Consider the following 25,673-nt stretch of genomic DNA (forward strand, 5'->3'; position numbering starts at 1 on the left):
TTCCTTTTCTGGTGCTCGGTGGGTGTTCGGCGGTGCTCAGTGGGTGGCCGGCCGCAGCGCGGCGGCCAGGACGGCGCCGATCAGGGCCATCGGCTCCGGCTCGGTCATCTCGTAGTGGCCGCACGGCACCGGGTGGTCGGTGAACGTGCCGGTGACGAACGGGCGCCAGGCGTCGGCCTTCCCGGTGGCGAGCGAGGGATCGGCCGTCGTGCCGGGCGCGGCGGATTCGGCCGCGGCGCTGAAGAACAGCGCGTCGCCGCGGTAGACCTCCGGCGTGAACCCGGGTGCGATGGTCAGGTTGTTGCGCATCACCAGGGCGATCGCGGCGGCCTCCTCGCGGCTCACCGCCGACGGCCCGCGGCTCGCCCCGGAGCCGTCGGCGAGCAGCCGCAGCACCTCGTCGACCGAGCCGACCGCGCCGTCCGGCACGTCCAGACCGGCCAGGCGCACCAGCAGCGCGCTCACCTGGCGCTCGGTCTCCGCCGCGGCGGCGGCCCGGCCGAGGATCAGCGGGGCGTCCAGCATCGCCAGCAACTCGACCTGCTCGCCACGGCGTTGCAGGGCGGTCGCCATCGCGTGGGCCACGAAGCCGCCGTAGGACCAGCCCAGCAGCCGGTACGGCCCCTCGGGCTGCACCTCGCGCAGCAGCGCCAGGTAGGACTCGGTCATCTCCTTGGCGTCCGCGGCCGGTGGGCGCAGCCCGTCCAGGCCGTACGCCTGGATGCCGTACACCGGCTGCCGGGCGCCGAGGTGCGGCAGCAGGCCGGTGTAGCGCCAGGCGATGCCGGCGCCGGGGTGCACGCAGAACAGCGGGCGCTGGTCGCCGTCGGCGCGCAGCGGCAGCAGCGGGGCCATCGCCTCGCTGCCGGTCCGGCCGCCGCGCACGGCCCGGGCCAGCTGGCCCGCGATGGTGGGCGTCGTGAGGAAGGCCGCGGCGGACACGTCGAGGATCGCCGCCGAGCGCAGCCGGCCGGCCAGCAGCACGGCCCGCATCGAGTCGCCGCCGAGGTCGAAGTAGTTGTCGTCGACGCCGATGCCCTCGATGCCGAGGGTCTCCTCCCAGAACTCGGCCACCTGCCGTTCGAGCGCGGTGCACGGCGCCGTGAACTCGGTGGTGAGGTACGGCCGGGGCTTGCGCTCGCCGGTGCCGGGCAGCGGCGCCGCCGGCTGCGCGCCGTCGCCGGGCTCGGTGCGCCGGGCGGTCGGCGCGTCGATCCAGTAGCGGCGGCGGTCGAAGGCGTAGCCCGGCAGTGGGACGCGCCGGCGCGTCCCACTGCGCTCGGTGGCGGTCGAGCTGGTGGCGGTGGTGGCGGTGGTGAGGTCCACGTCCGCGCCGGCTGCCCAGAGCCGGCCGAGGGCCTGGGCGAACAGCTGTCCGTCCGGGCTGTCCGCCTTGGCGTGCCGCATCGTCAGCACGGTCCTGACCGGCGCGGTCGTGACTGGTGCGGTCCCGGCCGTCACGGTCCCGGGCGCCAGGGTCCCGGGCTCGGCCGGGGCGAGCCGGGCGGCGGCCAGTTTGGCGAGGCTGTCGCCGGGGCCGATCTCGACCAGCAGCGGATTGCCGCGCTCCCAGAGCGCGGCCACGCCGTCGGCGAACCGCACCGTGTGCCGGGTGTGCGCGATCCAGTGCGCGACGCTGGTGGCCTGCTCGTCGGTGACCCAACCACCGGTCACGTTGGTGACGTAGGGGATCCGCGGCGGGTGCAGCGTGACGGTGCGCAGGCACGCCTCGAAGGCGGGCAGCACCGGCTCCAGCACGTGCGAGTGCGCGGCCGCCGGCATCCGCAGCCGGCGGAACGGCACGCCGTCGGCCTGCAGCCGGCGCTCCAGGTCGGCGACCGCCTCCTGCCGCCCGGCGACGGTGCACGCGGCCGGTCCGTTCACCGCCGAGAGCGACAGCTCCTCGGTCAGGTAGCCGCGCAGCTGCTCCTCGCCGATCGCGACGCCGACGGTGGCGCCACCGGCCGAGGAGATCAGCCGGATCCGCTCGGCGCAGAGCGGCAGCATCTCCTCCAGGCTCATGACGCCCGCCAGGCAGGCCGCGGTGTACTCGCCGAGCGAGTGGCCGATCAGCGCGGCGGGCCGCACGCCCTGCGCCATCAGCGCGGTGGCCAGCGCGTACTCGGTGGCGATCAGCGCCAGGAACGGATCGGCGCCGACCGGCTCGGCCCCCGGCTCCAGCACGGCGCGCAGGTCGCGGCCGGTGACCGGGCGCAGGATCCGGGCGCAGTCGTCGAAAGCGTCCCGGTAGGCGGGCAGTTCGCGGTAGAGCTGGGCGCCCATGCCGCTGTACTGGGTGCCGCCGCCGGGCAGCAGGAACGCGACCGGTGGGGCCTGGCCGTCGCGCACCTGGTCGGCCCAGGGCAGCGGGTGGGCCAGGATCCGGGCCGCCTGCTCGGTGGTCCCGGCCGCCACCGCGGCCCGGTGGGCCATCGCGGGGCGGTCGAGGCGCAGCGCGGCCGCGACGTCGGCGAGGTCCAGCTCCGGATGCTCGTTCAGGTGCCGTGCCAGGTTGCGGGCCTGGCCGGCCAGCGACTCGGGGGACTTGGCGGAGATCGGCAGGGTCTGCCAGCCGGACCGCTGCTCGGCGGACTGCTGCCCGGCGGCCGGCTGCGGGTCGGTGGGCGGTGCCTCTTCGATGATCACGTGCGCGTTCGTGCCGCCGACCCCGAACGCGCTGACCGCTGCGATGCGCGGCTGCGGGCCGGGCGCCCACTCCTCCAGCGCGGTGGGCACCCGGAACGGCCCGGTGGCGAAGTCGATCAGCGGGTTGGGCCGGTCGAAGTGCAGGTTCGGGGGGATCTGCCGGTGCTCCAGCGCCAGCACCGCCTTGACGAAGCCGGCGATCCCGGCGGCGGCGCCGAGGTGACCGATGTTCGTCTTGACCGAGCCCAGCGCGCAGAAGCCGGTGCGGTCGGTGCTCTCCCGGAACGCCCGGGTCAGCGCGCCCACCTCGATCGGGTCGCCGATCCGGGTGGCCGTGCCGTGCGCCTCCAGCAGGCCGATCGCCTCCGCCTCGATGCCGGCGGCCGCCTGGGCGGCCAGCACCACCTCGGTCTGGCCCTCGGTGCTCGGCGCGGTGAAGCCGACCTTGCGGCGGCCGTCGTTGTTGATCGCCGAGCCCTTGATCACGGCCCGGATCCGGTCGCCGTCGGCCAGTGCGTCCTCCAGCCGCTTGAGCACGACCATCCCCAGGCCGTCGCCGGAGGAGGTGCCGGCGGCGTCCGCGGCGAACGCGCGGCACCGGCCGTCGGGGGAGAACGGGCCGTCCGGCACGTACCGGTAGCCGAGCGCGGAGCTCGGGTTCAGCGAGACCGCGCCGGCGAGCGCCAGGTCGCAGCGGTAGTCGAGCAGGTCCTGGCAGGCGGTGTGGATCGCGACCAGCGCGGTCGAGCAGGCCGTCTGGAGCGACAGGCTGGGGCCGGTCAGGCCGAGTTCGTAGGAGATCCGGGTGGCCAGCGTGCCGAGGGAGTTGGCGGTCGCGGCGTGCACCAGCGCCACCGAGGCGCTCTGGCCGGCGAAGCGGGGGTGGACGTTCGCCGGGTAGTAGCGGCTGTCGCCGGCGCCGGCGTAGACGCCGACCTGGCGATCGCCCTGGTCACCGGCGTGGCCGGCGTCCTCCAGCGCCTGGTAGGCGCACTCCAGCAGCAGCCGCTGCTGCGGGTCGACCACCTCGGCCTCGGCCGGCGAGTAGCCGAAGAACGCGGCGTCGAACCGGTCGATGCCCTCGATCGCGGAGGCCATCCGGACCAGGTCGGGGTCGGTCAGCCCGGCCGGGTCGCCGCCGGCGGCCAGGAACTCCTCGTCGGTGATCGGGCGGACCGACTCGCGGCCGACGGCGAGGTTCTGCCAGAACTCCTCGACGCTGTCGGCGCCGGGGAACCGGGCGGCCATGCCGATCACCGCGACGGCGGGCGCGGCCTCGTCCGGGCTCTGCGCCGGCTGGGTCGTCACTGCGGTCTGCGTCGGTTCAGCCATTGTCTTGCCTGTCTTCCTGCTGGGTCTGCTGGGTCTGCTCGGTGGGCCGGTGCTGCGGGGCGGGCCGCTTCGCGGAACGGGCCGTCCGCTGGCGCTGCGCCCGTTCGCGAGCGCGGTCGATCCCGCTCGTCGGGGCGTCGCGTGGTGCCGCGGGCGGCGTTGCCGACGGTGTTTCGGAGGGTGCTTCGGATGGCAGCGCGGGCAGCAGCGTCAGGAGGTGGCGGGCCAGCGAGCGGACGTTGGGGTGGCTGAACAGGTCCACCACACTCAGGTCGGAGCCGAGCGCCTCGTTGACCGCGCCCTGCGCTCGCACCAGCAGCAGCGAGTGGCCGCCGAGGTCGAAGAAGTTGTCCTCGGCGCCCACTTGGTCGCGCTCCAGCACCCGGCCCCAGATCCCGGCCAGTGTCTGCTCCAGCTGCCGCAGCCTCTCGTCCGTGGACGCGGCCCCGGCACCGGTACCGGCCCCGGCGCCGCCCGCTGCCGGGTCGGTGGACGTGGCCGAGCCGGCGGCGCGCAGCACCCAGCCGTCGCCGACCCCGGCGGCGCGGGCGTGCTCCCGGGCGGCCAGGTAGAGCTCGCCCAGGTCGGCGCCGTCCGCGAGCAGCACCCGGCCGGCCAGCCGGTGCACCGGGCGGGCCGGAGCGTCCAGGTGGCTGCGCACCCAGGGCGCGGTGCGGTCCACCCCGATCAGCACGTGCGACTCGTCCAGGGTCCGGGCCAGCTCGAAGGAGCGCAGCCCGGCGTCGGCCGCCAGCACCTGGTAGCCGCGGGCCTGGGCCAGCGAGGTGAGGCCGAAGCCGGCGCTCGTGCCCAGCGCGTCCCAGATGCTCCAGGCGAGCGCCTGGGCGTCCAGGCCGGTGCTGCGCTGGTGGCCGGCCAGCGCGTCCAGGAACGCGTTGCCCGCCGCGTACGCCCCGCTCATCGAGCCGCCGAAGTAGCCGTTGACCGAGGAGAAGGAGACGAACGAACCGGCGCCGTACTCGCGGGCGAGCCGGTGCAGGTTCCAGCCGCCGACCAGCTTGGGGGCGAGGGTCGCCCGCCACTCCGGGAGGCTGAGGTCCGCCACCGCCCGCTGCTCGAACTGCCCGGCCAGGTGCAGGATCCCGGCCGGCGGCGCGGCCCAGTCGCGGGCCGCCTGCTCCACCACCTCGCGCAGCCGGGCCAGGTCGGTGACGTCGGCGCTCTCGTAGCGCACCTCGCCACGGGCCCGCAGGCGCTGGTAGGTCTCGATCCGGCCGGCCAGCGGGCCGCCTTCGGCGAGGTGCTTGGCCCAGCTGTCCTCGCTCGGCAGCGGGGTGCGGCCGACCAGCAGCAGCCTGGTGCCCGGCGTGTCCAGCAGATGGTCCGCCAGCCGCCCGGCCACGCCGCTGAGTCCGCCGGTGACCAGCAGGAAGCCCTCGCGCTGCGGCGTGGCGGGCGTGGCGGGCCCTGCGGGTGCGGTGCGCGGCAGCGCGTCCGGCAGCGGGGCGAGGCGCCGCACCCAGCGGCGGCCGTCACGGAAGGCCACGTCGGTGTCGGCCACCGGGCCGCAGGTCTCGGCGAACAGCAGCTGTGCGCTCTCCTCGATGCTGGTGCTGGTACCGGCGGTGCCGGTGCCGGGCGGCAGGTCCAGCTGGGCGGTGCGCAGCCAGGGCAGCTCCTCGCTGAGGCTCCTGAGCAGCCCGGCCGCCGCGCCGTGCGTGTAGTCGGGCCGGTCGCCGTCGTGGACGCGCTGCCCGCCGGCGGTGACGAAGCGCACGGTGACCGGCCGCTGCCCGGCGGTCCGGGTGGCCAGCGCGCGGGCCAGGCCGAGCAGCGCGTCGGCGCCGTCCGCCTGGGCCGCCAACAGCGCCTCGGCGGTGGGCGGTTCGCCGCCCGCCGCGCCGAGCGTGCCCAGGTGCAGCACGGCGTCCAGCGGGCGGCCGTCGGCGGCCAGCGCGTCGAGCAGCCGGACGTAGTCCTCGCTCTGCACGGCGCGCAGCCGGTAGCGGGCCGCGTCGCCGCGCTGGAACTCCGCCCCGGCGGTCACGACCGTGCACAGCCCGCCGTGCTCGCGCAGCCGGGCCGCGATCGCCCCGGCGATCTCGGCGGCCGCGTCGTGCCGGCCGGCCAGGACGAGCGTGTGACCGGGCACGGCGACGGCGTGGCCGCGCTCGGCGGGCCGCCAGACCGGGCGCAGGAACCAGTCGGGCACGCTCGGCGCGGTGCCGAGCAGCGCCTCGGAGGCCTGCGCGGCCTCGTCGAACTCGCCGGCCTCGAAGCGCTTGCGCAGCTGGGTGCGCTGGATCTTGCCGATCTCGGTCTTGGGGATCGTCGCCGCCTCGACCACCATCAGGTGCCTCGGGCTGACCCCGATCTCCCGGGTGACCTTGCCGCGGATCGCGCGCAGCGCCTCGGCGACGTCCTGACCGTCCGCCAGGTGGACGAAGAGCGCGAGTTCGTCGGTGCCCGCGGAGGGGTCGCTGCGCACGGCGCAGGCGGCGGTGAAACTGCGGACCACGAACGGGAGTTCCTCGACGCAGGACTCTATCTCGTGGCTGTAGTGGTTGACGCCGTTGACGATGATGACGTCCTTGGCACGGCCGGTGATGTACAGCTCGCCCGCCTGCAGGAAGGCCAGGTCGCCGGTCTCGAACCAGCCCTCGGCGGTGAACGACTCGGCGTTCGCCTTCGGGTTGTCGTGGTAGCCCGCCGTCACGGTGCTGCCGCGCACCTGGAGGCGCCCGGCGGTGCCCTCGGTCACCAGCTGGTCCTGCTCGTCCACGATCCGCATCGCGAAGCCGGGGTAGGGCAGGCCGCAGCTGACGAAGTGCTGCTCGCCGGGCTGTTCGGTGGCCGCCAGGATCGTGTCGGTGACCACCGAGGAGGTCTCCGACATGCCCCAGCACGGGTGCATCACGTCCTGCGGCAGGCCGAACGGCTTGAGCACCTCCAGGTAGCGCCGGGCGGTCGCGGCGACCACCACCTCGCCGGCGTTCATCACCAGGCGCATCGGGGAGAGGTCCCAGCCACGGTCGGTCATCCGGTGCGCCTGCTCGGCGACCAGGCCGAACGCGAAGTTCGGCGCCCAGGTGACGCTGACCCGGTGCCGGTCGGCCAGGTCGTACCAGCGCAGCGGGTCCTCCAGGATCCAGGAGGTCGGCGCGTGGACTTGGCGGCAGCCGAGGTACACGTCGCGCAGGTGGAACATCACCACGCCGGTGACGTGGTCGAGCGGGATCCAGTTGAGCGAGACGTCCCGCTCGGTCAGCGAGTTGAGCACGGTGGTCGCCGCCGCGCGGGTCAGCACGTTGCGGTGGCTGAGCCGGACCGCCTTCGGCAGGCCGGTGCTGCCGGAGGTCAGCAGCATCAGGATCACGTCGTCCGGCTGCGCCGGGTGCCAGTCGGCATCGGCCGGGCCCTCGCGCAGCCCGTCCACCGTGGTCAGCCGCAGCTCGGGCCAGCCGCGCTCCTCGGCCAGGGCGCGCAGGCCCGGCTCGCCCGGGGTGGAGGTGATGATCCAGGGGCGGTCCAGCATCTGCCAGACCCCCTCCAGCTTCGCCAGCGGCGCGGACGGCGCGCCGTACGAGACCGGGACGGTCAGCGGGACCGCGACGATGCCGCCGAGTACGCAGCCCCAGAGCGCGGCCAGGAAGTCCTCGGTGTCCTCGCACTGGAGGATCACCTGGTCTCCGGCGCGCAGGCCGAGCGCGCGCAGGCCGCCGAGCGTGCGGGAGGCCTCCTCGATCAGCGAGGCGTAGCTGCGCCGGGTCTCGCTGCCGTCGGCGCGGACGTGCACCACCTCGGCGTGCTCGCCGCCGCGCGCGGCCCGGCGCAGCGCGTGCGCCCAGTCGGGCACGGTCGGCTCGGGCAGCGGCGGCCCCTCGCTGAGCGCGGGGACGGCGGCCGGTCGGTCGGTGGGCGTCTGCTCGGTGGCCGTCGGGCCGTCCTGCGTGGACTGCGGGCGGCGGGCCGGGGCCTGCGGCATCGAGCGGCGGCCGAGCGGTTCGGCGACCTCTTCGAGCGTCACGGTCACCGCGTGCACGCCGGGCAGCCCGGCGAGTTCGCGCTGCCAGCGCTCGGCGCTCTCGCCATCGACCACGGCGAGCTCGGCGAGTGCGGCGGCGTCGAGCGTGCCGTCCGGGCGCAGCGGCAGCGCCGTCACGGCGGCCACCCGGGGACCGGACCCCACGGCGTCGGTGCTCCGCAGGTCGCGGGCGGCCTGCTCGGTCGCGCCGGCCCGGGTCGGCACGGCGAGCACGACCGGCCGGCCGGGCCGGGTGGCCGGCGTGAGTACCTGGGCGTCCCGGATGCCGGGGCGGGTGAGCAACTCGCGCTCCAGCGGCTGCGGGTCGAAGGCCGCCGCCGATCCGTCAGCGGTCGAGCCGTCGGTGGTCGAGCCGTCGGTGGTCCGGTTTTCGACGGCCTGCGGACGCGGTGCCGGCAGCGCGCTGATCGGCAGGTCGGCGTCGGCCGCGACGGCGGCCAGCAGGCCGTGCAGCGCCTGGGCCAGCCGCTGCACGGTGTCGTGGTCGAACAGGTCCGCGCTGTACTCCAGGTGGCAGGAGAGGCCGTCCGGGGAGCCGTTGGCGCCCTGGCGCTCCGTCACGTCGAGGAAGAGGTCGAACTTCGCGGTGCCGGTGGCACTGGGCCGCAGCGGGACCTCGTCGGCATCGAGCCGCAGCACCGCCACGGAGGCGTTCTGCAGCGCGAGCATCACCTGGAAGAGCGGGTGCCTGGCCGGGCTGCGGGCCGGGTTGACCTCCTCGACCAGCCGGTCGAACGGCAGGTCCTGGTGGTCGTAGGCGGCCAGGTCGAAGGCCAGCACCCGGGCGAGCAGGCTGCGGAAGTCCGGGTCGCCCGAGGTGTCGGTGCGCAGCACCAGCGAGTTGGCCAGCAGGCCGATCAGCTCGTCGGCGGCCTGGTCGGTGCGGCCGGCCACCGGCGTGCCGATCGCCAGGTCGGTGCCGGCGCCCCACCCGGTGAGCAGCGCGGCGAGCGCGCTCTGCAGCACCATGAACAGGCTCGCGCCGGCCTCGGCGGCGAGCCGCAGCAGCTCGCGGTGCAGCTCGGGTGCGACGTCGATGGTGAGGTGCGCGCCGCGCCCGCCGGGCGCCTGCGGGCGGGCCCGGTCGGTGGGCAGCGCGGTCTCCACCGGCAGGCCGCTCAGCGCCTCCCGCCAGAAATCGAGCTGACGGTGCATCGGGCTCTGGCTCGGGTTATGGCTCCCGCTGGGCTCGGCCGTCTCGAACAGCGAGCGCTGCCAGAGCGCGTAGTCGGCGTACTGGACCGGCAGTTCGGCGAACTCCGGGGCCCGGCCGGCCCGCCGGGCGGCGTACGCGGCGGACAGGTCCTGCGCCAGCGGGCGCAGCGACCAGCCGTCGGCGGCGCTGTGGTGCAGCACCAGCACCAGCGTCTGCGCCGAGGTGCCGGGGCCGTACAGGAAGGCCCGCAGCGGCGCGTCCCGGGTCAGGTCGAAGCGCTGCCGGCGTGCGGCGGCGACGTACGCGGCGACCTCCTGCCCCGGGCAGTCCACGACCTGGAGCAGCGGCGGCAGGGTGCCCGCCGGCCGGATCTCCTGGCGCGGCACGCCCGCCGTCTCCGGCAGCAGCGTGCGCAGGCTCTCGTGACGGTCGGCGAGGTCGGCCAGCGCGGCCCGCAGCGCTTCGACGTCCACCGCGTCGTGCAGTGGCGCGACCAGCGGGATGTTGTACGTCGCGTCCGCCTCGCCCAGCCGGTTCAGGAACCACATGCTCTGCTGGGCGTAGGAGAGCGGCAGCGGGTCGGGCCGGTCGGCGCGGGCCAGCGGGGGCCGGTCGGCGAGCGGGCGGCCGGCGCCGGTGGCCGATGCGGCGGCCGAAGCGGCGGCCGAGCGGGTGAGCTGCTCGGCGAGCGCGGCCGGGGTGGGCCGGGCGAAGAGCTCGGCCATCGGCACGGTGACGCCGGTGGCCGTCCGCATCCGGGCCAGCAGGCGGGTGGCGAGCAGCGAGTGGCCGCCGAGGTCGAAGAAGCCGTCGTCGGCCCCGACGGTGTCGGCGGGCAGGTTCAGCAACTCCTCGAAGAGCCGGCAGACCAGGGCCTCGAACTCGGTGGCCGGGCGGCGGCTGCCGGCCGCGGCGGCGAAGTCGGGGGCCGGCAGCGCCCTGGCGTCCAGCTTGCCGCTGGCGGTCAGCGGCAGCGCGTCCAGCACCACGCAGGCGCTGGGCACCATGTGCTCGGGCAGTAACCGGGCCAGATGGGCGCGGAGTTCGGCGGGGTCCGGCCGTTCGCCGGGGGTGGGGACGGCGTAGCCGACCAGGATCCTCTCCTGCGCACCATCGGGTCGGCGCGCCACCACGGCGGCCTGGGCGACCTGCGGGTGGCTCGCCAGCGCGGCCTCGATCTCGCCGGGCTCGATCCGGAAGCCGCGGATCTTCACCTGCTGGTCCGCGCGCCCGACGTACTCCAGGACGCCGTCGGCGCCGCGCCGGGCGAGGTCGCCGGTGCGGTACATCAGGCCGCCCGCCGCGTCGAACGGGTTCCGCACGAAGCGCTGTGCGGTCAGCCCGGGGTCGCCGAGGTAGCCGCGGGCCAGCCCGGGGCCGGCCACGTACATCTCGCCGACCCAGCCGGGCGGCACCGGCTGCCGGTCGCCGTCCAGCACGTACACCCGCAGGTCCGGCAGCGCGGTGCCGATCCGGCTGCGGGGCCGCGGGTCCTTGATCAGCTCGCGGTCGAGTCGCTGGTGGGTGACGTGCACGGTGGTCTCGGTGATGCCGTACATGTTGACGAGCGCGGGGGAGCGGTCGCCGTGCCGCTCGATCCAGGGGCGCAGCAGCGCGGGTTCCAGCGCCTCGCCGCCGAAGACCACATAGCGGAGCGCAAGTTCGGTGCCGTCGGCCTGCGCCGGGTCATCGGCCAGGTCCGCCGCGATCAGCTGCCGGAACGCCGAGGGCGTCTGGTTGAGCACGGTGACCGCCTCGCGGCGCAGCAGCTGCAGGAACTCCTGCGGCGAGCGGGAGGTGGTGTGCGGGACGACGACCACCCGGCCGCCGTGCAGCAGCGCGCCCCAGAGCTCCCAGACCGAGAAGTCGAAGGAGTACGAGTGGAAGAGCGTCCAGACGTCCTCGGGGCCGAAGGTGAAGTGCGCCGCTGCGGTCTCGAACAGGCGCACGACGTTGGCGTGCGGGATCACCACGCCCTTGGGGCGGCCGGTGGAGCCGGAGGTGTGGATCACGTAGGCAGTGGCGTCCGGGGTGAGTGCTGCGCGGCGGTCACCGTCGGTCAGGTCGCCGCTCGGGCGCGCCGCCAGGTCGGCGTCGACGGCCGGCTCGCCCAGGACGACGGTGGCGGCGCCGGTCTGCGGCAGCAGCGCGGCCGTGGCGGCGTCGGTCAGCAGCAGTACCGGCTCGGCGTCCTGCACGACCGCGCGGGTGCGCTCGGCCGGGTAGGCGGGGTCCAGCGGGAGGTAGCCGGCGCCGGACTTGAGCACGGCGAGCAGGGCGACGACGAGGTCGGTGCCGCGTGGCAGCGCGAGCGCCGTGAGCGTGCCCGGTCCGGCGCCGCGCTCCACCAGCAGGCGGGCCAGCCGGTTCGCGCGGGCGTTCAGCTCGCCGTAGGTCAGCGTGCTGCCCTCGTGGCTGACCGCGAGGGCCTGCGGGGCGCGGGCGGCCTGGGCCTCGAAGCGGGTGCTGAGCACGGCGTCCGGTGCGGTGACCACCGCGTCGGGGCCGGCGTACTGCGGGTCCTCGCCGGGCCGCAGGATCCCCAGGCGGCCGATCGGCAGGCCGGGTTCGGCGTCGGCGAGCCGGTCCAGCACGAGCAGCAGCCGCTCCCGGTGCTCGGTCAGCTCAGCCTCGGTGTACAGCGCCGGGTTGGCGTCGAAGGAGAGCCACAGGCCCTGACCGCCGGCCCCGGGCCGCACGTTGATCTGCAGGTCCTCGACGGCGCCGCCGGACAGGTGGTGCGAGGTGGTGCGGAACCCACCGAAGGTCGGCTCGTCGTCGAACGAGATCAGGTTGACCACCGGGCCGTACAACCGCCGGGCGCCGCCGAGGAGTTTGAGGTCCCGGCGCAGGTCCTCCACCCGGTACTGCTGGTGGCGGCGCAGGTCGCGCAGCTCGGCCGTGGCGGCCGCGACGAGCGCGCCGGCCGTGGTCCGCGGCGTGACGGCCAGCCGCAGCGGCAGGATGTTGGACGCCGTGCCGGGGGTGCGCAGGGCCCGCGAGCCGAGCCGGCTCATGGTGGGCACGCCGAGCACCACCTCGGGGGCGGCGGTGGCGCGGTGGAGGTAGGCGGCGACGGCCGCCAGCAGCAGGTCGTTGCGGGTACCGCCGAGGCGTGCGGCGGCAGTCGAGAGCCGCTCGGCCTGGGCCTGGCTGAGCAGCACGGTGCCGCGGCGGAACCTCGGCGCGGGTGCGGCGGTCGCCTCGGTCAGGCCGAGTGCCTCGGGCGCGTCGCCGAACCGGCCGGTCCAGTACGCGCGGTCGCGCTCGAAGCGCTCGGACGCGCGGTAGGCCGCCTCCTCCTCCTGGAGCAGGCTCACCGGGAGGAACGGGGTGGGTGAGGGTTCCTGGCCGATCGTCAGTGCGGTGTAGAGCTCGGCCAGTCGGCGGGCGACGAGCTTGTAGCTGTAGCCGTCGAGCAGGATGTGGTGGGCGCGCAGGAACCAGAACCAGCGGTCGGGCGCGGCGCGGAAGAGCGCCTGGGTGAAGAGCGGTCCGTCGCCGAGGTCGGCCGGGGTCGCCAGGTCGGTGTCGATCCAGGCCTGCGCCGCCGCGTAGGGGTCGGCCTCGGCGCTGATGTCCACGAACCGCAGCGGCCAGTCGGCACTTTGGCCGGTTTCGGCGGGTGCGTACGCGTCCGCATCGGTGCCGCTGCCGGCGAGCAGGGTGGCGCGGGGGCCGGCGGCCGTGTCCGTGAAGCGCAGCGCGAAGGTCTGCGCCTCGCGCACCGTCCGGCGCAGCGCCTCCTCGAACCGTCCCGGGTCGATCGGTCCGTGGATTTCCACGTACTCGGCGGTGTTGTAGGCGGAGTTCGCCGGGTCGAGCCGCTGGGCGAACCAGAGGCCCTCCTGGGCCCCCGACAGCAGGAGTGCGGCGCCCTCGTGGACAGACATGGAACCAACCCTCAGTAGGCGTCTGCGATTCTCTGGACAAAGAGGAACCTGCGCCGCGGCCGCGCAGGGCGACGGTCGGCCCGACCGGTGTGATCCGGTTGTTGCGCAGGCGCGAGGATGCCCTGGGAAAGGCATCGGCGAGGAAAAGCCGCGGTGTGCGGCACATCCGGAAACCCGGGAGTTCGGTGGCGGGGCGCGGAACCGCCCCGAGTCAGCACCCTGCACGAGTTGTCCACTGATCGTCAAGTGACCCTTTGGTGCAGGAGTGCAGGATTCCGGACACGTGTGTCCTGTTTCGGCCGGGTCCGATCCGGTGGATTCCGGCCACTACCGCAGCAGTTCGGCCAGCGTCCGACCGTGGGCCCGGCGGGGTCCCGCAGGTGGTGGGCAGGGCCTCTGAACTGCCATGTACACCTCCATGTCACCTGAGGGTGTGTGCGTGCGGTGGCGGAATTTCCCATTCCGGCCGCACACTTCGGGTGATCGACCGTGCCCCGACGCCCCTTGCGAACCAGCCGGTAATACCGTTTGAATGAGCAGGGATCGTGAATCAGGCGCCCCTTCGGTGGGCTCCTTCCGTGTATCCGCCCGCTCGTATCCGTCTCGTATCCGTCACTGCCCCGGGAATGGACCGGTTGTCGGCGGATACGCGGCCGCTGTCGTTAACTCGTTCTTCTTTTTCTTCAACGTTTGTCGAGGCCATCACCCGGGTAGCCGTTCCGTCCGGCCCCGGTGATTGCACGGCCCCGGTGATTGCACGCCGGCCCAGCGGGTTTCCGCCCCGACGGGTCACAGAGATGAAAGGCGCCCGAATGCACCGCCCGCTCTGTCCCACCGAGACGATCTACGTCGCGCAGCGCAGCCGTGCCGTGCTCTCCTGCGCGGTCCGCGGTGACATCGACGAGGAGCTCCTCGCGGCGGCCTTCGCCGCCAAGCTCGCCGAGCACCCCTCGCTGCGCTGCCGGATCGCCCGGGAGGGCGAGGCCTTCGTCCTGCAGCCGCTGGCCGAGCACGAGTTGCCGCGGCTGGTGGTCCGGCCGGACGGGCCGGACGCCTACACCGAGGAGTTCAACACCCCGCTGCCGGTGGGCGGTCCGCTGATCCGGGCCGCGCTGCTGCGTGGCGAGGGCGAGCAGACCGTGGTGCTGAGCGTGGACCACACCGTCACCGACGGGCACAGCGGGATCGCGCTCTTCAACGCGCTGTGGCGCGGTTACACGGCACTCGTCGAGGGCCGGCCGCTGCCGGTCGCCGAGCAGGACGACACCTGGCCGGCCCCGGTGAGCGAGTTGCTGCCCGCCGTCACCGAGCAGCAGACCGAGGCGTACCTGGCGGGCCGGATCGAGCGCGCCCAGGGTCGGCAGATCGCCTTCCTGCCCTACCAGGCGGCGAGCTCCGGGCTTGCCGTGGACGGCCCCGAACTGACCGTCCGAAGGCTGCTGTTGACGCACGAGCAGACCAGCGGGCTGCGCCGGACGGCCAAGGCCGAGGCCGTCTCCGTGCACGGACTGGTCGCGGCGGCCGCGCTGCTCGCCGTGCAGCGCCAACTCGGGCCTCAGGATGCCACGCTGGGCTGCCTCTCGCCGGTGGACCTGCGCTCGCGGCTGACCCCGGCGCTGGCGCCGGAGGTCATGGTGCCGGCCGTCTCCTCCTGCCTGGACGTGGTCGAGGTGGGCGAGCGGACCGATCCGCTGGCACTGGCCCGGCAGGTCAACGACAACCTGCACGCGGCCATCGAACGCGGCGACTTCTTCCAGGAGTTGAGGATCCTGCCGCAGCTGGTGGAGCGCCCCGGGCTGCTGGCGACCAGCGTCATCGTGACGAACATGGGGCCGGTCCAGGGTCCGCCGGCCCCCGAGAACGCGGAGATCACGGACGTGCGGCTGGTGCCGGCCCGGGAGAACTACTTCCCGCAGGCCGGGCGGGGGCCGGTGATGGTCTGCTTGGTCTCCTTCGACGGCCGCCTCAGCATCGAACTCCCTTACAGCAGGGCCTGTTTCACGGATCAGCAGATGAGCGCCGTGGCCACGGAGCTGCAGCGCACACTCGATGGCTTCGCGCCGCTGGGCGACCCACTGGGCGACCCGCTGGGCGACCTGTCGGCGGAGCCGGCGGCCACGGCCTGACGGTGGCAACGGCTTGACGGCTTGACGGCCCGTCGGCGGCCGGCCGGTGCGCTGTGCCCCCAGCCCGCAGACCGCCACCGGCCGGCCGTGCGCACCGCCATGCGCCCCCAACCCCGCAGTCGGAGTTTCAGGAGCACTTCCGAGATGACCACGACGTACGACCCGCAGGCTCTGGACGCCAGCGTGCTGTTACCCCGCGCCCAGGCCGGGGACCGCCGGGCCATGAACGATCTGCTGCTGCACATCGCACCGTTCGTCGGCCGGCTCTGCCTGCCGATAGCCCAGCGGCACAGCTCGGACGCCGCGCAGGAGGCGATGCTGGCGATCTTCCGCGGGATCCGCGGACTGCGTGAGCCGACCGCCTTCTACGGCTGGGTCCGCGCGGTGACCGTCCGGGAGGCCGTCCGCACCTCCCGGCGGCTCAGTCAGGGCCCGATCGACGACCTCACCGACCGCGCGGTGGAGGGTGATCCACTGGACGGCGTGCACATCACGGACGCGATGAGCCGGCTGACCGACCAGCACCGTCAAGTCCTCGTGCTGCGCGGGGTGTACGGCCTGAACGAGGACGAGATCGCCCGCACCCTCGGCCTGCCTGTCGGCACCGTCCGCTCCCGGCTGCACCGGGCGCGCCGCAACTTCCAGACCGTCTGGCACCCGCAGCCGCCGCCCGAACACTGCGGCGGCCGGTAACTGGTGGCCGGCGGCTGACGGGGTCGAACGACTGCTGGGTGAGACGGCTGGTGCGGGGCCGGCCCGTGCGTCCCGGCGGGCGCCGGTTGGGAAGACGATCGTCAGTCAGGAAGGGCAGGCGCCCACGTGGGGAGTGCTGTCCGTAGCTGACGGGGGCCGGCCCCGCAGCCAACATGCTGCTGCATTGCTGAGCTATTGCAACTGATACGCAATAGTGTTGCCTCGGCACGATCAGTCCGGCACGATCAGCATCGTCCAGCACCGTCGAAAGGGGCCGTGTCCCGATGGGCACCTACTCACTGCCTGACCTTCCGTACGACTACTCCGCCCTTGAGCGCGCGATGAGCGCCGAGATCCTGGAGCTGCACCACTCCAAGCACCACGCGGCCTACGTGAAGGGCGCGAACGACACGCTGGAGCAACTGGCCGAGGCCCGCGCCAAGCAGGAGTTCGGCAGCCTGGTCGGCCTGCAGAAGACGCACGCCTTCCACCTCTCCGGCCACGTGCTGCACTCGCTCTTCTGGGAGAACCTCTCCCCGGACGGCGGCGACCGCCCCGACGGCGCCCTCGGCACCGCGATCGAGGAGCACTTCGGCAGCTTCGAGGCGTTCCGCAAGCAGCTCACCACCGCCACCGCGGGCGTCCAGGGCTCGGGCTGGGGCATCCTGGCCTGGGAGCCGCTGAGCAAGAGCCTGATCGTCGAGCAGGTCTACGACCACCACGGCAACGTCGGCCAGGGCACCACCCCGCTGCTCGCCTTCGACGCCTGGGAGCACGCCTACTACCTGCAGTACCGCAACGTCCGCCCGGACTACATCGAGAAGCTCTGGGACGTCGTCAACTGGACCGACGTGGCCGCCCGCTTCGCCACCGTCTCCGGCTCCTGACCCCCCCACCGGTGAGGCGCGCACCCGCCGCGCGCCTCACCGGCACACGAAGGCCCACGGCCGGTACCCGCGAACGGGCAGCCGGCCGTGGGCCGTCACGAGCAGGGATCCGACAGACAGGCCGTCAGGCCTCGCGCCCGTCCATCCGGTAGCCGCGGGTGTACTCCGGGATCAGCCGGCCGGTGGCACCGACCGGGTGCAGCAGGTCGGGCGCCTGGGTGTGGATCGGCACCACGATCTTCGGGGCCGCCCGGTGCACCATGGCGTGCAGGTCGTCGGCGGTGGCGTGCCCGAACGAGCCGATCCGGCGCAGCGGGACGGACAGCGCCTCGAGCCACTCGGTGAACAGCTGCCAGCGCGACTCGAAGGGCCCGAGCGGCTCGCCGTTCGCGTGCAGCCACACCGTGCCGGGCCCGATCGGCAGCTCGGCGAACTCGGCGAGGTTGCGCAGGTCGCCGATGTCCGGCTGGTAGACGTAGGCGCCGGGCTCGGCGCGCAGCCCGTCCAGGCCGACCTCGTGCCAGGTCAGCACGCCCTCGATGCCGGCCGCGGTCAGGAAGGCCGCGACCCGGTCCCCCCAGACGATCCGGCGTCCACCGGCGACGGCGATCTCGATGAACTCCGCGACCCGCTCCAGGTCCCGCGGGTACATCCCGAGCAGCACCAGGTCCTGGCCGGCCGCGGCGATCGCGGCGGCGAAGTCGGCCGTCACGTCGTCCTCGGTGCGCGGCGGGCCGGCCGGCAGGCCCAGGCCCAGGGCGGTGCCCTCGGTGACCAGCAGGTCGCAGCCGGCGGCGCGGTCGGCGAAGTGCCAGGAGCGCTCGGGGTTCCGGCCATGGAAGCGGATGTCGCCCGTGAAGGCCAGCACGCCGTCGCTGGTGGTGACCAGGTAGCCGCTGGCGCCCGGGGTGTCGTGGTCGACGAGGATCCGCTCCACCGTCATCGGGCCCACCGCGACCGGGGTCTCGTCCGCGAGCGGGTTCCAGACCGGGTCGCCGCCGGGGAGGCCGTCGCCCGCCTCGGTCAGCGCGGTCAGCATCGCGATCGTCTCCGGCGCGGCGTGCACCGGGACCTCGGGGCGGACGAAGCCGGCCAGCCCGCAGTGGTCGATGTGACCGTGCGACAGGAAGAGCGCGGTCGGCAGCTGCTCGGCGGCCAGCGGGTCACCGGCGTCGAGCAGTGCCGGGTCGTAGACACCACCGAGCCGGGGGGCGGCACCCATCCGCAGGCGCTGGGCCAGGTGGCGCTCGGGCCGCACCGCCACCGGGGCGCGGAACAGGTCGGCGCCCATCGGCACGTCCATGCCGAAGTCGAGCATGACCCGGTGGCCGCCATCGGTGATGACGATCTTGCTGGAGCCGATGATGCCGACGCCGCCCCAGAATTCAACAGTGGTCAAGAGAAGGGTCTCCTAGCTGGATGGTGCGTTGCACAAGGAGTCCGCCCATGCCGCGATGGCGGGCAGGATCTCCTCGGCACGTGCTCCGGTCGCGGTGGCGGGGCCATCGGCGCGGCCGAATCGGTCGATGTAACCGGTGGCGGCGCCGAGCGCCGCAGCCGGTTCGATGTCATTGCGGTAGTGGTCGCCGATCGAGAAGAGCCGTGCGGCCGGGCCGCCGGTGAGCTCGGCCTCGATCCAGCGGCGCAGTCCGACCGGCTTGGCGGCGCCCGGGACGACCTCGTCGAAGGCGTCGGCCAGGCCCATCCGCTGCAGCAGCGGGGCCAGCCCCTCGGCCGGGCTGTTGGTGGCCAGCACGATCCGCACCTCGCCGCGCAGCTGCGCGTAGAGGTCCACCAGCGGCTGGACGATCTCCAACGAGCAGGCCTCGTCGAGCATGTGGATCCGGCTGGCCATGAAGGCCCGCTGGACTTCGTCGGGGTTGATCCGGTACTCGGTGGCGAGCGCCTGGACCACGCCCCAGCCGTCCTCGGCCCCGCTCAGCAGCGCGGCCTCGGCCGGGTCGGCGGCGCTGTCGGCCGCGGTGACACCCTCGGCCAGGTAGCGCTCGAACACGTCCAGGAACCGGGCCGCCTCGGCGGAGGCGAGCGTGCCGGCGATCTGACGCGCGTAGAAACGGATCGGATCGTCGCTGCGGTACACCGTGCCGTCGAAGTCGGAGACGATGACGGGTCGCAGGTCGCGGGTCTGACGGTCAACCACGGACGCCTCCGGCGGCGGACAGGGCGCCCCGGATGAACTGCCGCTGCAGCACCAGGAAGAACACCATGACGGGAAGGGTGGTGAAGGTGACGGCCGCCGCCAGCGCGGGGTAGTCCGTGCCCTCGGCCGAGTTGAAGAGGGCCAGGCCGACCTCGACCGGCTGCACCGTGTTGGACGAGTCCATCGTGCTGCTGGTCATGATGGCGGGCCACAGGTAGGAGTTCCACGAGCCGAGGAAGACGTTGACCGCGATGATCAACAGTGCCGGGCGCACCATCGGCACGCCGATCGACCAGAGCACCCGCATCCGGGAGGCACCGTCCAGTGACGCCGCGTCGAGGATCTCCTGCGGGATCGACAGGAAGAACTGCCGGACCAGGAAGATCCCGAAGACGCTGGCGCCCCAGGGGATGATCTGGATCCAGTAGGTGTTCAGCAGGTGCAGGTCGTTGGCCAGCACGTAGTCCGGGATGATCAGCACGGTGCCCGGCATCATCAGCACCGCCAGCACCACCAGCGTGAGCGCCTTCTTCCCCGGGAACCGAAGCACCCCGAAGGCGAAGCCGGCCAGCACCGAGGTCACCAGGCAGAGCACCACCGTGCAGCAGGCCACCAGCACGGTGTTGCCGAACAGCCGCACCCACGGAGCCGCATCCCAGGCGCGGGACCAGTTGGACCACTGCCAGTGCGGCCAGAGCTGCGGCGGGAAGTTGCTGAACTCGCCGGGCTTCCCGAGGGAGATGACGACGGTCCAGTAGAACGGGAAGACGAACGCGGCACCGATCAGCAGGGCCAGCACGCGCCGGGCGGTCACTCGCCCGGCGCGGCCGGCTCCGCTGGAGGCCGGCCTCCTTCCCTGACGGGAGGCGGTCTTCATCAGATCATCAGCCCTGGGTCTTGGCGGTGCTGCAAGCGTCCTGGGCGGTCTTCAGCGCGTCGGCCGGCTTGGCGCCGTTGTCCAGCACGTCCTGGATCGCGGTCGCCTCGTAGCCCTGGCACTTGAAGATCCAGTTGTACGGGGGCAGCGCGAAGGCGGTGTCGAGCTCGGAGACCGCGGCGGTCTCGTAGGGGTTCTTCGCGATGAAGTCCTGCATCTGCGGCAGCGCCTGCGGGGTGACCGGCAGGTAGCCGGAGGTGGCGGCCCAGCCGGCCTGCTCCTCCGGGCTGGTGATGAACTTCATGAACGCCCAGGCGGCGGCCTTCTGGTCGGCGGTGGCGTTCTTGAAGACCACCATGTTGGTGCCGGTCAGCTCGTTGACCGCGCCGCTGGTGCCGGTCGGCAGGGCCGAGATGTTCATGTTGAACTTGTCGCCGACGGTCTTCTTCTCGAAGCCGTAGCCGGCTGCGGAGGAGATGTCGAAGGCGCCCTTGGCAGCGCCCAGCGCGGTCTCGCCCGGGTAGTTCTTGCCGGTGGCCAGCGCGTTCGCGTCCTTGAGCGACTTCAGGTAGGTCATCGCCTTGACGGCGCCGTCGTCGTTCAGCTTCGGCGTGCCGTCGGCGTCGTACAGCGCACTGCCGTTGGCCTTGGCCAGGATCTCGAACCACTGGGTGCCGAAGGCGGCGCCGGCGGCCGAGCCCGGGTCGATGGTGGAGCCGGTGACGCCGTTGGTGGAGACCGCCTTCATCGCGGTGGCGTAGTCGTCCCAGGTCTTCGGCTCGCTCTGGCCGGCCGCCTTGAGCATGTCGGCGTTGTAGAACAGGATCAGCACGCTCTTGTTGAACGGCCACATCCAGTTCTTGCCGTCGCCCAGCGCCAGGTCCTTCTGGATGCCCTTGTAGAAGGTGCCGACCTGCGGCGGGGTGTCGGTGCCGGCCAGCTCGCTGATCGGGGTGATCGCGCCGCCGGACTGGAAGTAGGAGGCCCAGCTCTCGTAGACCTGTCCCATGGTCGGCGCGTTGCCCGCCTGGACCTCGGCCTTCTCCTTGGTGTACATCGTCGCGTAGTCCGGGTCGCCCTGGAGCTTGACGGTGATGTTCGGGTACTTGGCCTGGAAGTCGGCGACCAGCTTGTCCATCGACGGCTTCAGCGTGCCGATGGTCATCGCCTCCTCGAAGGTGATGGTCACCGGCGTGGTGGGGACGGCCAGCTCGTGACCGGAGGCGGAGGGCGAACCGGAGGCAGCCGGGGTGCCGCCACCGGCGCAGGCGGAGAGGCTGAGGGCCGAGACGACGGCGACGGCGGCAACGGCGGCGATGCGGAGACGCATGGGGAGGGTTGTCCGTTTCTTGTGCTGTGTGGGGACGGTGCAAGGTCGTGCAGGACGTGCAGGTCGTGCAGGACGTGCGGGCGGTGCGGGGTCAGGCTCGCCGTGGGACTCAGACCAGCGAGGACTCGGAACCGGCCGCGGTGCGCCGCCGGACCAGGGTGAACAGGACGGTGATGGCGAACAGCACCACCGCAAGCGCGGCGCCGTAGCCGGTGTCGCTCAGGACGAAGGCCTCCTGGTAGACCAGGTAGCTCAGCGTCGTGGTGGCGTAGACCGGACCACCGCTGGACAGCTCGTAGAACTGGGTGAACGCCTGGAGCGAGGTGATCGCCGTGATCGCCACCACGAAGGTGGTGACCGGCCGCAGCTGGTGCCAGGTGACGTGCCAGAACTCCTGCCAGGGTGAGCACCCGTCCATCCGGGCCGCCTCGCCCAGCTCCTCCGACAGCGTGGCCAGCCCGCCGAGGAACACCACCGTGGTGAACCCGATCTCGTGCCACAGGCTGTAGATGATCACCGCCGGCATCGAGGAGGCCGAGGACTGCAGCCAGTCCGAGGTTGGCAGGTGCAGGCTGTGCAGCACCCAGTCGGCCAGCCCGAAGCGCGGGTTGAAGATCCACACCCAGATCATCGAGGTCGCGATCACCGGCGTCGCGTGCGGCAGGAACAGCGCCACCCGCGACGCGTTCAGCAGTGCGCCCCCGCGCTGCAGCAGCAGTGCCAGCGCCAGCGAGATCGCGGTCCCGCCGATCACCATCGCCCCGCTGAAGTAGAGCGAGTGCCAGACGCTGGACAGGAACGTCGGCTGGGTGGCCGAGACCAGGCGCTGGTAGTTCCCCAGCCCCTTGAACGTAGACATCGCCGGGTTGAGCGCGTTCCACTTCCAGAGTGAGACGTAGAACGTATAACCGGTCGGGATGATGACGAACGCCAAGAAGATGAGCACCGCCGGAGCCGAGTAGGCCCAGCCCCAACGGGTGGTACGGAAGTCGCGGGCCGTAGCCCGACTACTGCTGAGGCGGCCCGGCACAGTGACCGGCCGGGCCGTGGTGGTTGCGGTCACGGGGAGTACTGTCGCGACCCTCGATGTTGAACAGGCCAATCCTCGGTGAACAACCGGCGACAAATGCTCCGACTTTTATGAGCATCAGATATCCTGAAAGGCTGGCCACTCATAGGATCCTTCCGCAGTTGACGCAGCGTCAGCACGCATCCGGAGTGCTGGGTCGCCACCCGACAGCGGGCTCGGTCGGGCACCCGGGCGGTTGCGGCCCGGCGTGTCGCTATCCCGCGTAGTGGGTGCAACAAGCTGCCACGGCCGGAGCGCGGGTCGTCGGCTCGGCCCGGTGCAGTTAGCTGCCAGCCGGACTCCCTTGCCCCGGGGGAGTCGCGGTCGGAGCATGGAGATCACTCCAGGCTCCCGGAGAACCATTGGGAAGCTCTTCTGATGTCACGTCACATCGACGTGATCACAGGCGTGTTCGCTCGGTCGACGCCCGGTCGGGGGTCGGGACGGCCGTTCGCCTGGAGTGATCCGTACCCTCCGCGTGACACTCGACCAAAGGACCGGTGTGCCATGAGCGTTGACTTCGCGAACTTCGACCTGACCGAGCTGGCCGTACTGGACGTCGCCGAGATGGAGGACGTCTCCGCGCTGCGGGCGTCCACCACGGCCCGCTTCGTCGATGACATGGACGAGCTGATCAGCAAGGCGGACATCGTCGGTCCGGCCTGCTGCTCCTGCTCCTCCTCGGTCTCCTGCTGCTGCACGGGCTGATCCCACTGCCCCAGCGCCCGAACCCCTGACGCCCGTGGCCCTGAGGCCGGCGTCGTCCCAGTAGTCCCGCCCCAGCCCGGCAGTGCCGGGTCGGCCCCTGCGTGACCCTGCGCCAGCTCACTGGAGGCGGGGCCACCGCGTTCCACCTGGAGTCACCATGTATCGACTTGGACCAGGTCAGGCCGTGCACGTGAACACCCCCTCCGCGCCCGCGCAGCTCGCGGACACCGTCATGCTGCGGATCAACCCGCTGCCCGGCCGCCGCCTCGCCGGCCCGGAACTGACCACTGCGGTGAGCGCGCTGACCGAGGCGGAGCGGCTCTGCACCGCGCTCGGCGACGCCGCCCGCGCCGAGCTGTACGAGCTGGCCGCGACGGCCACCGGCCGGGACCTCCAGTGCGTCCTGGAGCTGAAACGGGCCGTCTACAACCAGCGCGACCCGAGACCATCGGCCACCGCCCGGACCTGGCCCGCCGCGACCAGCGCCTGGCTGGCGGCCCGGCAGCGCAGCGCCCTCGCGCGCGCCGTGCTGACCGCCGGCTACGAGACCTGCCTGGCACAGGAGCGGGCCGCACTGGCCGAGGCCGTCGGTGCCGAGCCGTTCCAGCTGTCGCTGGCGCTCACCTCGCCGCAGGTCCTTGACGCGGTGCGCCGCTATGCCCGCTCCGCCGGCCGTCCGTCCAAGCAGGACCGCAAGTCCGAACGGGGGATTCTGCAGCACCTGGCCCGTGCCATGGTCCGCACCTCGCCGCTGACCCGGTTCACCGCGGTCGGCTTCGCCACCTGGTCCGAGCAGGGGGTTCCGCTCGACCGGGCCGTCTTCCGGCGCGGCCGGGCGCACGCACTCGCCTCGGTGGACCGGGCGCAGTTCTCGACGCTGGTCGACGGCCTGCTGCCGGAGAGCGCCGGCCCGGACGACGCCACCGGCGCCACTGGGGTATCCGGGGCGGGGAGCACGGTGATGCAGAACCCGTCGATCCGCACCACCCGCGACGCCGTGCGCTTCCGCCGCCGCGACGGCTCGCAGATCCGGGTGCTCTCCACCCCGCTCACCGCCGAACTGCGGACCCTGCTCGACCTCACGGCACTGGGGCCGGTCGCGAACGGCGCCCTGGACCGGGCGCTGGCGGAGCGTCTCGGCGGCACCGCCGAACAGGCCGACCGGCTGGTCCGGGCCGCGTGCGACGCCCGGATCCTGCTGCCCGGCCCGGTGCTGGACGAGCAGGCGGCGGACCCGCTGCGCGCCGCCGGGGACCTGCTGGGCGAGCACGCCCCGGCCGCGGCGGCGGACCTCGCGGAGGCGGCGCAGTCGCTCGGGCGGCTCGCCACGGCCGCGGTGCCGGAGCGGGTCGCCCTGCTGCACCGGCTGGACTCCGCCCAGCAGCGGCTGAACGCGCTCAGCTCGCAACCGGGCCGGTTGCGGGTCAACGAGGACTACCTGCTCGACCCGTTCGAGGTCTCGCCCGCCGGCTATCAGCAGGCGCTGGCCGACCTCGCCGGGGCCGCGGAGTTCGCCGCGCTCTTCGACCGTCATCACGAACTACGGGCGCTGGCCTGCGCGCTGTTCGTGGAACGCTTCGGCCCGGGCGCCAGTGTGCCGCTGCTCGACCACGCCGCCGGGCTGGTCCGCGAGGTGCTCCGCCGCGAAGCCGACCTGGCCGACCTGGCCGACCTGGCCGACGCGGAAGTGTCGGACGCAGCAGCGGAGTTCGGCCCGCGCGACGGTTCGCTGGCCCAGCTGCTGAAGCTGCGCGCGACGGCCGTGCGCACGGTCGCCGAGCAGATCGCCCGCGAGCGCGCCGAGCAGCCGCAGGCCGAGGAACTGGCGCTGGACCCGGCCCTGCCGGCCGAGTTGGCGGCCGCACTGCCGCAGCGGTTCTGGCGCTCGCCCGCGTCGTACGGCCTGGTGGTCCAGCCGGTCGCGGGTCGGCTGGTGCTGAACGGCTGCTACCCCGGCCACGGCCTGCTCGGCATGCGCTTCCTCGGCGCCGACCGCGAACTCGGGGGCCGGGCAGCCGAGTCGATCGCCCGGCGGGCCACCGCGCTGTTCGCCGCGGACGGGGCCGAGCCGTGCGAGGACCGCGGCCTGCACGGCGTCAACATCAACCACCGGATCCCGCTGCTGGACCGGACGATCACCCCCGGGGAGTGGCTCGGCATCCGGCTGGCGCACGACCCGGAGCGGGACGAGCTGGTCCTGCTGGACGCGGACGGCGTCCGGGTGCGCCCGGTCACGCTCGGGATGCGCTGGCCGGACCTGCACCCGGCCCCGCTGCGCCTGGCCACCTGGCTGGCCGACACGAGCCGGGTGATGGTCGAGTCCTTCGGCTGGGAGCAGGCCCCCGCCCCGGACCGTACGACCTGCACGCCCCGTCTGACGCTGGGCCGGGTGGTGCTCCAGCGACGCCGCTGGTACCCCGGCGCCGACTTCCCGGCCGCCCCCGGAGCCGAGGGGCCGGCCGGACACCTGGTCGATCTCACCGCCTGGCGGGCGGTGCACGACGTCCCGGACGAGGTGGTGATCAAGACCGACTTCGACCCCAACGCGATCGCCCGTGCCATGGCGGGCGGTGGCCACCCGGCGAACCGGCGGCCGGAGAAGCCGCAGTACGCCGACCTGGCCAGCGCGCTGACGGTGCGGGTGCTGCCCCGGCTGCTGGACCGCCGGCCGCCCGGCAGCTACCTGGAGGAGGCCCTGCCCGGGGTCCGCCGGGGGCGCCACGCCGTCGAGTGGGTCGTCGAGCTCGACCGCCCCGCCGGGGCCCGATTCCAGCTGAGGATGCCATGAG

At 73.4% G+C, this 25,673-nt stretch carries 12 protein-coding genes; 5 read left to right on the forward strand and 7 right to left on the reverse strand.

The window, feature by feature from the left end; translation table 11 throughout:
- Positions 1 to 36: 36 nt before the first annotated feature.
- Both AC060L_RS08180 and AC060L_RS08185 read right to left on the reverse strand, forming a co-directional pair.
- Entirely contained in the window at positions 37 to 3,954 is a 3,918-nt protein-coding gene (locus AC060L_RS08180) for a type I polyketide synthase (protein WP_483797897.1), read from the reverse strand.
- 16 nt (positions 3,955 to 3,970) lie between these two features.
- On the reverse strand, positions 3,971 to 13,033 hold the full coding sequence (locus tag AC060L_RS08185; protein WP_483797898.1) for an amino acid adenylation domain-containing protein: 9,063 nt from the start codon (positions 13,031 to 13,033) through the stop codon (positions 3,971 to 3,973).
- Between the two features lie 812 nt (positions 13,034 to 13,845).
- Here AC060L_RS08185 and AC060L_RS08190 point away from each other — a divergent pair.
- From AC060L_RS08190 to AC060L_RS08200, 3 genes are all read left to right on the forward strand, one after another.
- Complete coding sequence (locus AC060L_RS08190) at positions 13,846 to 15,159, forward strand: phthiocerol/phthiodiolone dimycocerosyl transferase family protein (protein WP_483797899.1); 1,314 nt, start codon at positions 13,846 to 13,848, stop codon at positions 15,157 to 15,159.
- Between the two features lie 144 nt (positions 15,160 to 15,303).
- Complete coding sequence (locus AC060L_RS08195; RefSeq protein ID WP_483797900.1) at positions 15,304 to 15,852, forward strand: RNA polymerase sigma factor; 549 nt, start codon at positions 15,304 to 15,306, stop codon at positions 15,850 to 15,852.
- A gap of 284 nt (positions 15,853 to 16,136) precedes the next feature.
- Positions 16,137 to 16,739 (forward strand): superoxide dismutase, encoded by a 603-nt coding sequence (locus tag AC060L_RS08200; RefSeq protein WP_483797901.1) that lies wholly within the window; start codon positions 16,137 to 16,139, stop codon positions 16,737 to 16,739.
- 124 nt (positions 16,740 to 16,863) lie between these two features.
- Here the strand turns inward: AC060L_RS08200 and AC060L_RS08205 are convergent, their stop codons facing one another.
- The 5 genes from AC060L_RS08205 to AC060L_RS08225 form a co-directional block, all read right to left on the reverse strand.
- Complete coding sequence (locus AC060L_RS08205) at positions 16,864 to 18,138, reverse strand: MBL fold metallo-hydrolase (RefSeq protein WP_483797902.1); 1,275 nt, start codon at positions 18,136 to 18,138, stop codon at positions 16,864 to 16,866.
- Positions 18,139 to 18,150: 12 nt separating this feature from the next.
- The gene (locus AC060L_RS08210; protein WP_483797903.1) at positions 18,151 to 18,900 is read right to left on the reverse strand and encodes an HAD family hydrolase; all 750 of its coding nucleotides are present in this window, start codon (positions 18,898 to 18,900) and stop codon (positions 18,151 to 18,153) included.
- Positions 18,893 to 19,714 carry a carbohydrate ABC transporter permease gene (locus tag AC060L_RS08215; RefSeq protein WP_483797904.1) on the reverse strand — a complete coding sequence of 274 codons (822 nt, stop codon included), beginning with the start codon at positions 19,712 to 19,714 and terminating at the stop codon, positions 18,893 to 18,895. Before AC060L_RS08215 ends, AC060L_RS08210 begins: the two co-directional genes overlap by 8 nt.
- A 70-nt stretch (positions 19,715 to 19,784) precedes the next feature.
- Positions 19,785 to 21,107 (reverse strand): extracellular solute-binding protein, encoded by a 1,323-nt coding sequence (locus AC060L_RS08220; RefSeq protein ID WP_483797905.1) that lies wholly within the window; start codon positions 21,105 to 21,107, stop codon positions 19,785 to 19,787.
- A gap of 109 nt (positions 21,108 to 21,216) precedes the next feature.
- The gene (locus tag AC060L_RS08225; RefSeq protein ID WP_483797906.1) at positions 21,217 to 22,170 is read right to left on the reverse strand and encodes a carbohydrate ABC transporter permease; all 954 of its coding nucleotides are present in this window, start codon (positions 22,168 to 22,170) and stop codon (positions 21,217 to 21,219) included.
- Between the two features lie 513 nt (positions 22,171 to 22,683).
- Here AC060L_RS08225 and AC060L_RS08230 point away from each other — a divergent pair.
- Both AC060L_RS08230 and AC060L_RS08235 read left to right on the forward strand, forming a co-directional pair.
- Positions 22,684 to 22,884 carry a hypothetical protein gene (locus AC060L_RS08230; RefSeq protein WP_483797907.1) on the forward strand — a complete coding sequence of 67 codons (201 nt, stop codon included), beginning with the start codon at positions 22,684 to 22,686 and terminating at the stop codon, positions 22,882 to 22,884.
- A 190-nt stretch (positions 22,885 to 23,074) separates the two neighbouring features.
- Positions 23,075 to 25,672 (forward strand): lantibiotic dehydratase, encoded by a 2,598-nt coding sequence (locus tag AC060L_RS08235; RefSeq protein WP_483797908.1) that lies wholly within the window; start codon positions 23,075 to 23,077, stop codon positions 25,670 to 25,672.
- Position 25,673 lies beyond the last annotated feature (1 nt).

The sequence above is a fragment of the Kitasatospora sp. NEAU-69 genome (assembly GCF_057158765.1).

What these genes read in the sequence shown, in the direction of transcription:
- AC060L_RS08220 (WP_483797905.1), bottom strand. Translation starts at nt 21,107, where the DNA reads ATGCGTCTCCGCATCGCCGCCGTTGCCGCCGTCGCCGTCGTCTCGGCC.
- AC060L_RS08230 (WP_483797907.1), top strand. Translation starts at nt 22,684, where the DNA reads ATGAGCGTTGACTTCGCGAACTTCGACCTGACCGAGCTGGCCGTACTG.
- AC060L_RS08195 (WP_483797900.1), top strand. Translation starts at nt 15,304, where the DNA reads ATGACCACGACGTACGACCCGCAGGCTCTGGACGCCAGCGTGCTGTTA.
- AC060L_RS08185 (WP_483797898.1), bottom strand. Translation starts at nt 13,033, where the DNA reads ATGTCTGTCCACGAGGGCGCCGCACTCCTGCTGTCGGGGGCCCAGGAG.
- AC060L_RS08190 (WP_483797899.1), top strand. Translation starts at nt 13,846, where the DNA reads ATGCACCGCCCGCTCTGTCCCACCGAGACGATCTACGTCGCGCAGCGC.
- AC060L_RS08200 (WP_483797901.1), top strand. Translation starts at nt 16,137, where the DNA reads ATGGGCACCTACTCACTGCCTGACCTTCCGTACGACTACTCCGCCCTT.